8 protein-coding genes are annotated in these 8,756 nt (G+C 58.6%); 4 read left to right on the top strand and 4 right to left on the bottom strand.

The window, feature by feature from the left end; translation table 11 throughout:
- Positions 1-343 precede the first annotated feature (343 nt).
- From ACR0JA_RS11195 to ACR0JA_RS11180, 4 genes are read left to right on the top strand one after another with little or no spacing between them, the layout of a single operon-like run.
- Complete coding sequence (locus ACR0JA_RS11195) at positions 344-1,435, top strand: ABC transporter ATP-binding protein (protein WP_480574213.1); 1,092 nt, start codon at positions 344-346, stop codon at positions 1,433-1,435.
- Complete coding sequence (locus ACR0JA_RS11190; protein WP_480574211.1) at positions 1,435-2,364, top strand: ABC transporter permease; 930 nt, start codon at positions 1,435-1,437, stop codon at positions 2,362-2,364. Before ACR0JA_RS11195 ends, ACR0JA_RS11190 begins: the two co-directional genes overlap by 1 nt.
- Before the next feature lie 3 nt (positions 2,365-2,367).
- Positions 2,368-3,177, top strand: coding sequence for an ABC transporter permease (locus ACR0JA_RS11185; RefSeq protein WP_480574208.1), 810 nt, complete (start codon positions 2,368-2,370; stop codon positions 3,175-3,177).
- Between the two features lie 19 nt (positions 3,178-3,196).
- The gene (locus ACR0JA_RS11180) at positions 3,197-4,234 is read left to right on the top strand and encodes an extracellular solute-binding protein (protein ID WP_480574205.1); all 1,038 of its coding nucleotides are present in this window, start codon (positions 3,197-3,199) and stop codon (positions 4,232-4,234) included.
- A 75-nt stretch (positions 4,235-4,309) separates the two neighbouring features.
- Here the strand turns inward: ACR0JA_RS11180 and argE are convergent, their stop codons facing one another.
- The 4 genes from argE to ACR0JA_RS11160 form a co-directional block, all read right to left on the bottom strand.
- The gene (gene argE / locus ACR0JA_RS11175; RefSeq protein ID WP_480574202.1) at positions 4,310-5,458 is read right to left on the bottom strand and encodes an acetylornithine deacetylase; all 1,149 of its coding nucleotides are present in this window, start codon (positions 5,456-5,458) and stop codon (positions 4,310-4,312) included.
- A 116-nt stretch (positions 5,459-5,574) separates the two neighbouring features.
- Positions 5,575-6,513, bottom strand: a complete 939-nt coding sequence (locus ACR0JA_RS11170; protein ID WP_480574199.1) for a LysR substrate-binding domain-containing protein — start codon at positions 6,511-6,513, stop codon at positions 5,575-5,577.
- Positions 6,514-6,538: 25 nt separating this feature from the next.
- Complete coding sequence (locus ACR0JA_RS11165) at positions 6,539-8,035, bottom strand: aldehyde dehydrogenase (RefSeq protein ID WP_480574196.1); 1,497 nt, start codon at positions 8,033-8,035, stop codon at positions 6,539-6,541.
- A 15-nt stretch (positions 8,036-8,050) separates the two neighbouring features.
- Entirely contained in the window at positions 8,051-8,725 is a 675-nt protein-coding gene (locus ACR0JA_RS11160; protein ID WP_480574193.1) for a DUF1028 domain-containing protein, read from the bottom strand.
- Positions 8,726-8,756: the final 31 nt, after the last annotated feature.

Raw genomic sequence — 8,756 nt, 5'->3', positions numbered from 1 at the left:
GATCGTCACGGTTTGCTCCTGTCATGTTCCAGCCCGCGTTAACAGAACTGCGTTCGATCTCACAGGTGGGGACGGAGTTTGCGACAGAACCCTGCTGTAGGCCTTAGTTGATACTTTCTCCATAGGGATAACTATAGGAAAAGAAGGTTGCACATCCAATGTGCGACCCAGTCTTTTCTGTTCGATTAAAAAGACTGCAGATCCAGTGTAATACAATGATTTATAACAAAAAAGAAAAATGGTTAGGCTAATCCTAATGTTTAGTGAGGAAGTCAATTCTTAGGCGGGCAGCGCGGTCCGTATATACCTGAGTGCAAATTCGCGATGCTCAGGGGAGGCGCAATTGTCTGACACAGAAAATATCGCGATTGACGTGCGGGACGCGGTGAAACGTTATGGCGATTTTACCGCGCTCAAGAAGATCTCGCTGTCGATCATGGACAACGAGTTCTTTACGTTGTTAGGCCCGTCCGGCTGCGGCAAGACCACTCTGCTGCGGATGATCGCCGGGTTCGAGGCCGTGACCGAAGGGGCCATCTACCTTTACGGTGATGAGATCGAGAACCTGCCCCCCAACAAGCGCCCGGTGAACACGGTTTTCCAGAACTATGCGCTGTTCCCGCATATGACCATTTTGGACAATGTTGCGTTCGGGCTGGAAATGCGCGGCAGCTCGAAATCCGAGGCGCGTGCGAAAGCCGGTGAGATGCTGGAGCTGGTCCAACTTGGCCAGTTCTCGGCCCGCAAACCCAGCCAGTTGTCGGGCGGTCAGCAACAGCGTGTGGCGCTGGCCCGTGCCCTGGCCCCGCAGCCCAAGGTTCTGTTGCTGGATGAACCCCTGTCGGCGCTGGACCTGAAACTGCGCAAGGCGATGCAGCTTGAACTGAAACACCTGCAGCGCGAAACCGGGATTACCTTCATCTTCGTAACGCATGATCAGGAAGAAGCCCTGACCATGTCTGACCGTATCGCCGTCATGTCAGCCGGCGAGATGCAGCAACTGGGCGCGCCCACGGACATTTACGAACGCCCCCACAACATGTTTGTCGCGGATTTCATCGGTGAGACCAACCTGCTGGAAGTGTCCGTCGATGGCATCGAAAACGGGCGCGCGACCTGCCATCTGGGCGGCGGGCACGAGCTGACCTGTAACGCGGTCGAGGGAGTTGGCATAGGCTCGAAGGTGCATATGTCGATCCGGCCCGAGCGTCTGTACATGTCTGACACACCTGCGGAATCCGAAAGCCTGAAAGGCCGGATCAAGGAAAACATCTTTGTCGGCACCGACATCACCACCATCGTCGATTTGCAGGATGGCCCCGATTTCATCGTGCGTACGTCCAACTCGGATCGCGGCAACAAGCGGATATTCGAGCCGGGCAGCGAAATGTATGTCAACATGGAGCTGGGGGCTGGTCGCCTCCTGGTGGACTGATGGCGGCGGGTGCAGCAAGCGGCGGCAGCGCAACCACAGACACGTATAAAGAGGCCCGCACCTGGCTGTTGCTGCCCGCATGGGTGACTCTGGCCATTCTGGTTCTGGCACCGGTCATCATGATGCTGATCTACTCTTTCCTGACGAAAGAGTTCCGCGGCGGCGTAATCTGGGAGTTCAGCCTCGCGGCCTATGATCAGTTCTTCTTTGATCGCGGCTTGTTCGGGGATGAGCCACCCAAGATCGAATGGACCTATATCATAATCTTCTGGCGCTCGATCTGGCAGGCTGGCGCGGCAACGTTGCTCAGCCTCGTGATTGGCTTTCCAACGGCCTATTTCATCGCGACCCGGTCCGAGAATATGCGCCCAGTCTGGGTGTTCCTGATCACCATCCCATATTGGGTGAACCTGCTGATCCGCACCGTTTCGATGAAGTTCCTGTTGCGCGACCAGGGACCGCTCAACGATTTCCTGATGAGCATTGGCCTGATCGACAGCCCCCTGCATATCGTCAACACCAACTTTGCAGTGCAGTTGGGCCTGTTCTATTCTTACCTGCCCTTCATGGTGCTGCCCATCTATGCGGCGGTCGAACGCTATAATTTCGCACTCTCAGAGGCGGCGGCAGATCTCTATGCCTCGAAATGGACAACACTGCGACGGGTTCTGCTTCCGGCGATCAAGCCGGGCGTGTTTGCGGGCTGTATTCTGGTCTTTGTCCCCTCGATGGGTTCGTTCCTCGCGCCTGACCTGCTGGGCGGAGCCAAGAACTTCATGATCGGCTCGTTGATCGAAGAACAGTTCAAGGGCAATGCGGGCAACTGGCCGTTCGGTGCAGCCGCTTCGATGATCCTGCTGACAATGGTCTTGATTATCCTGATGTTCTCGGCCCGGCAACAGGCCAAAGCGGATAAGGCGGGGGGCTGACTGATGGCAAGCAAGCAATTCGACATCAAGACCTATACCGGCTTCAAGGGGATTACACTGCTGTGTCTGGTCATCCTTTATGCGCCGCTGGTTGTGGTCACGATCTACAGCTTCAATGCTTCGCAATCACTGACCAACTGGGAGGGCGTGTCGCTGCGCTGGTACGCGGATGTGTTTACCGGCCCGGAAAGTGCCAAGTTCAAGACGGCGGCCAAGAACAGCTTTATCATCGCGATCATCGCGGCCACCACGGCGACTACCATCGCAACACTGGCGGCAACGGGTATGGTGCGCGGCGGCAAATTCCGTTTTCGGACCGTGTCTTTCGGCCTCATCAGCTTACCATTGATGGTGCCAGAGATCGTTCTGGCGGTTGCAACCCTGATCTTCTTCAACTCGATCGGGTTTGAGCGCGGGCTTCTCACCATCCTGCTGGCCCATATCGCGTTCTGTATTCCCTTTGCCTACCTGCCAATCTCGGCCCGGATGCAGGGGATCGAAGACAGCTATGAGCAGGCTGCACTGGACCTCTATGCCACCAAGCGACAAGCGTTTACCAAGATCCTGCTGCCACTAATGATGCCCGGTATCATCTCGGGATTTCTGCTGGCCTTCATCGTCAGCCTGGATGACTTCATCATCACCAACTTTGTCAAAGGTGCAGGGGTTGAAACCCTACCAACAGCGATCTTCGGCTCGGTCAAGCAGGGGATCAAACCCAATATCATGGCGATTTCGACCATGTTGCTGAGCGTATCCATCATCATGGTCACGATCAGCTATTTCGTAAGCAAGTCCGACAACACCAAATAACCAACAGATGGAGTGACACATGAAACATATGATGAAAAGCGGCGTCGCCGCGCTGGCCCTGGCCATCGGCGCAAATGCTGCCGCCGCCGAGGGTGAGTTGGTCCTGTACCACTGGTTCGAATACATCCCGCAGGAACTGCTGGATAAGTTCACCGAAGAAACCGGCATCAACGTCACCATGGACACCTACGACAGCAACGAATCGATGCTGGCCTCGCTCAAGGCTGGTGGTATCGGCACCTATGACGTGTCCGTGCCGGGTGACTACATGGTATCGATCATGGCAGGTGAGGGGATGCTCGACACCATCGCTGACGGTGAGCTGAAGAACAAAGGCAACATCGCGCCGGAATGGGCTGACCCCAGCTTTGATCCCGGTCGCCAATCCTCAATCCCGTATCAGTGGGGTTCGACCAGCTTTGCGGTCAGCCGCGATGCCTATGACGGTGACATTCAAACCACCGACATCCTGTTCAACCCGCCGGCAGAACTGCAGGGCCGCATCAACATGCTGGACAGTCAGGGCGAAGTGATGGCGATGGCTGCGCTGCATATGGGCATCCCGCAGTGTTCGACTGACCGCGACCAGCTCAAGGCGCTGAATGCTATGCTGCAAGAGGCCAAGGCGCATTGGGCCTCGTTCAACTCGGACACCGCGAAAGAGGTTCTGGTCTCGGGTGATGCCGCCGTTGGTCAGATCTATGACGGCTTTGCCGCCAAGGCGCGCGAAGAAGGGGCGAATGTGGAATACGCCTATCCGACACAAGGCTACATCGCGTGGATGGACAACGTGGTTCTGCTGAAAGACGCGCCCAACCGCGACAACGCTCTGAAATTCATGGACTTCCTGCTGGAGCCTGAAAACATCGCGGCGGTGACCAACTTTGCCCAATACAACGCTGGTGTGAATGGCGTGGGCGAATTCCTTGATCCGGCCCTTGCGGAACAACCCGAAAAGAACCCTCATGCCAATGCAGGCCCAGGCGTCTTTATCGAGGTCTGTGACGAGGAAACTCAGGCTGTCTATGATCAGATCTGGACCAACCTGAAGAAGTAACGCGGATCAAATATTCAACACGAAAGCCCCCGGTTCTGCTCGGGGGCTTTTTGCGTTTGATAGCGGCAAGATCTATTACCGGCTGATATCTTCCAGAATGCGATCCATCATCGCGTCGCAGGCGCTGAGCTGATCGATCTCAAGATATTCATCCGGTTTGTGGCCCTGCCGTTCCATCGATCCGGGGCCACAGACGACGGAGGGAATGCCCAGTTCGCTGAAAAACCCGGCCTCGGTGCCAAAGGCGACCTTGGTGGTGGCGTTGCTTTGCGCCAGTTTCTGGGCATAGGCGATAATGCCTTCGGTCTTGGCGACGTCCAGTCCGGGATAGGCGTTATATTGTTCAACCTCGATACGCGCCTCGGGGCTCAGGTCCCGATAGGCCGCGCCGACCCTGTGGGCCGCGTCCTGTATCTGGCGCAGGATATCCTTACCCCGGTCTGCCGCCAGATGGCGATATTCAAAGGTCAGCTCTGCACGATCCGGCACAATGTTCAGCGCCCTGCCGCCCGACATCATGCCCACATGAAAGGTGGTATAGGGCACCGAATAGGCCGGGTCGCTGTGACCACTGTTGGCGTATGTGACCTGCAGGGCGCGCAGTTCCCCGACGAAATCCGTGGCCAGATGCAGCGCGTTGACGAATTTCGGGGCTAGGGCCGAATGACCGCTCTGGCCGTGACACACCGCCCGCAGCGCGGCCTTGCCCTTGTGCCCTACGGCGACCTGCATCTCGGTTGGCTCGCCCACGAAACAGGCGCGGGGCTGTCCCAGCATCGGGGCCAGACGGTCCAGCATGTGCTGAATACCGACACAGCCGACCTCTTCGTCATAAGACAACGCGATCTTGAGCGGCTCGCGCAGATCCGCCCCGGTGGTGCGATCCGCCAGCGCCATGACCGAGGCCACATAGCCCTTCATATCCGTGGTGCCGCGCCCATAGATGCGATTGCCTTCGCGGGTCAGGCGAAATGGGTCTTTGGTCCAGCTTTGGCCCTCGACCGGCACAACATCGGTATGGGCCGACAATAACACGCCATCGCCTTCGGGGCCTTTCTGGGCATAAAGCCCGGTCTTGTCGCCGCCGGGATCGGTGATGCGATGCACGGCAAACCCGCGCGCCTCAAGGAATTCTTCGACATAAGCGGCCAGATCAAGGTTCGAGTTCTTGCTGACCGTATCAAAGCCAACAAGCCGGTCGAGAATATCCAGTGTCGAGGTCATCGGGTTGGGCCTCCTTTCGCTGTGGGGGCGCGTTCCTTTCAACCCTATACCAACGGCCAAAAACATAAATCCGGGAATGGCGAAGCAGCGGTTAGGCGTTCTCTAAGATAGTCGGGTCAATCTTGTTCGCGTGCGCACAGCCCCGGCAGTGTCCCGGACCGAACTGCCCTGGCGCAGTGTTCGATGAAAGCTTTTGACGTGTTGGTCTCATTCTCGGAACGCGCGCGCAGCAGGCCCAACCGCATCGGACGCAGCTCTCCGGCGAGGGGGACAAAGATTAGTTTCTTGCCGTCGGGCGACAGCACATTCAGCGGTCGGATATTGGCGATCGAGAACCCGAACCCGTTGGCGACAAGGGACCGCATGACCGACATATCCGCCGTGCGCTCTTCAATATTGGGTTTGATATTGGCGTCACGGAAGAAGGACAGGAAATATTCGCCGCTAAAGGGCAGGTCCAGCAGAACCATGGGGCTGTCCTGCAGGTCCGCGATTGACAGTTCGGCGCGGTCGGCCAAAGGGTGCCCTTCGCCCAGAACGGCATAGGGTGGCAGATCGTGCAGGGGCTGGAATTCCAGATCGGCGGGAATGTCCAGATCATAAGTCAGGGCGATGTCCAGTTCGGCCCGGCGCAATTGGCTGAAGATATCGGCCTGATTCAGCTCGCGCTGTTCGATGCGCACGTCGGGGTAGCAGGTTTCGAATTCCCGCCGCAGACCCGGCAGGATGATCTGCGCGAAGGTGACCAGACACCCAACCGACAATATGCCCTGAACCTTGCCGGTGATCTCTCCGGCCAATGTGGCCAGCAACTCGGCCTCGCGCAGGACAAATTCGGTGCGCTCCATGACTTTCTGCCCGGCCTTGGTCAGCGACAGACCGCGCGCGTGTTCGCGCACAAACAGGGTAACGCCGAACTCGACCTCAAGCTGGGCGATCGCCGCCGAAATTGACGGCGACGATACGTTTAGCTTGTCACTGGCGGCGGCGATGCTGCCTGCCTTTCCGACGGCTACAAAATATTCAAGCTGTCGCAGCGTGTATCTGAAAGGCAAAGGCGCATCCCCACGATTTCGCGCATCAAGCCTTGTACTTGATCCACGTTGTTTTCAGGGCAGTATATTTTTCAAACGAGTGCAAAGACAAATCGCGTCCAAAGCCCGACTGTTTCATGCCGCCAAAGGGCGTCATCGCCGATAGCGCGTCCACCGTGTTCACCGAAACGGTTCCGGCCATCAGCCTGTCCGACACCCGGCAAGCACGGGACAGGTTGTCGGTCCAGACCGACGCCGCCAAGCCATAGACCGAGTCATTGGCCATGGTCACAGCCTGTTCTTCGGTATCAAACGGAATGACCGAAAGGACGGGGCCAAAGATTTCATCCCGCGCCAGAGGATTGTCGTGGGCGACGTCGTCAAAGATGGTCGGCTGGATGAAGCAACCTTTGCCTTCGACAGTAACTCGGTCGCCGCCGGTCACCAGATTTGCGGTCTTTTTGCCGTCCTCGACAAAGCGCATGATGCCCTGCGTCTGCCTTTCGTCCACGATGGCACCCATCTTGGACGCCGGGTCCAGCGGGTCGCCGGGTTGCATGGCCTGCGCGCGGGCAATCAGCTTTTCTACAAACGCATCCTTGATCGCGCGTTCCACGTAAAGCCGCGAATTGGCCGAGCAGACCTCGCCCTGATTAAAGAAGATGCCGAACGCGGCCATGTCGGCGGCGGTGTCCAGATCCTCGCAATCGGCAAAGACCAGGTTGGGGCTTTTGCCGCCGGTTTCCGGCCAGACCTGTTTCAGGTTCGACTGGCCCGAATATTGCATGAACAGCTTGCCCGTGGCGGTCGAGCCGGTGAAGGCCAGACAATCCACATCCATATGCAGCCCCAGCGCATGACCCGCGGTCGCACCAAAGCCCGGCACCACGTTGAAGACTCCATCGGGGATACCGGCTTCGGCCGCCAGTTCCGCCAGACGCAGCGCCGACAGGGGTGATTGTTCGGCCGGTTTCAGCACCACCGAGTTGCCCGCTGCCAGCGCAGCGGCGGCTTTCCAAGTGGCCATATCCAGCGGGAAATTCCATGGCGTCACAGCGCCAACAACGCCCAGAGGCACGCGGCTGACCAACGCCAGTTCGCCAGGGCCAGTCGGGGCGACCTCATCATAAACCTTATCGATGGCCTCGGCGTACCACTGGAAGCAATGCGCCGATCCCGGCGCGTCGATGGTAGCCGCATCCGTGACCAGCTTGCCCATGTCCAGACTGTCCAGCAGCGCCATCTCTTCGAGATTGTCGCGGATCAGGTCGGCCAGTTTCAGCATCACCGCCTTGCGGTCGCCCGGAGCCATGCGTGACCAGCGGCCATCCTCGAACGCGGTGCGGGCGGCGGTGACGGCGCGGTTTACATCCTCGGCATCGCATTCGGCGACGGGGGTCAGCACCGATCCGGTGGCGGGGTTGATGCTGTCGAAGGTTTTGCCCGATGCGGCGTCAACGAACTTGCCGTCAATGAACGCCTGACCGCGAAAGGACAGACCGGCGGCCCGGCTTATCCAGTCGTCGTGTGAATAGTCCAACATCTTGTATCTCCCTGATTATTCGTCACCGGGCACGCCGTAGGACGGTGCCTCGCGCGGGTCCAGCGCGCGCTGGATATAGGCGTCAAGCTGCGGCTTGTAGACGTCCCATGCGGTTGCGATGGCCTCGATCGGGCAATCCTCGGTCCAGTCGCAGCGCAGGTCAGCGACGGGCCAGCTGACCTTGTCGACAACCTTCATGCCTGCGGAATGCACCGGGCCTGCTTCGCCACCGGCGGCCAGACCGGCGCGCATGGCGGCGATCAACCGGTCGCCGATATGGCCCGAGGCCGACAGAAACCCAGCCACGATGGCCTGCGGGATGCCTTCATTGGCCAGCAGATTGCCGCCCGAGGCGACGTTTTCGGCCTGCGCCTGTGTCCAGATACCCAGACTGTTGGGGCCGGAATGGATTGCTGTGCGCCCGGCAGAATCCACCGCCAGAACCTGCCTGTATTCGATGAATTTTGCCTGCGCGGTCATCGCCTCGATAGCTTCGGGTGCAGTTTTACCCTGTTCCATCAGATCCAGCGTCAGTGGCCCAAGGCCGGGGTCGGTCACGTTTTGCGAGGCCACGGCCCCGACGCCCGCGCGCGCAAAGGAACAGCGCGCAGCAACAGCGGGCGAGGACGACGAAATCGCCAGACCGAACATGCCGGTATCAGCACAGCGGGCGACCAGAGAAAAAGTCATTTGGACCTCCTGAACGATAAAGACCGGGCCG

It is taken from the genome of Ruegeria sp. AM4, from assembly GCF_056540665.1.
Note: the sequence above shows the minus strand (reverse complement) of the source record. Positions and strands in the feature narration are given on the sequence as shown.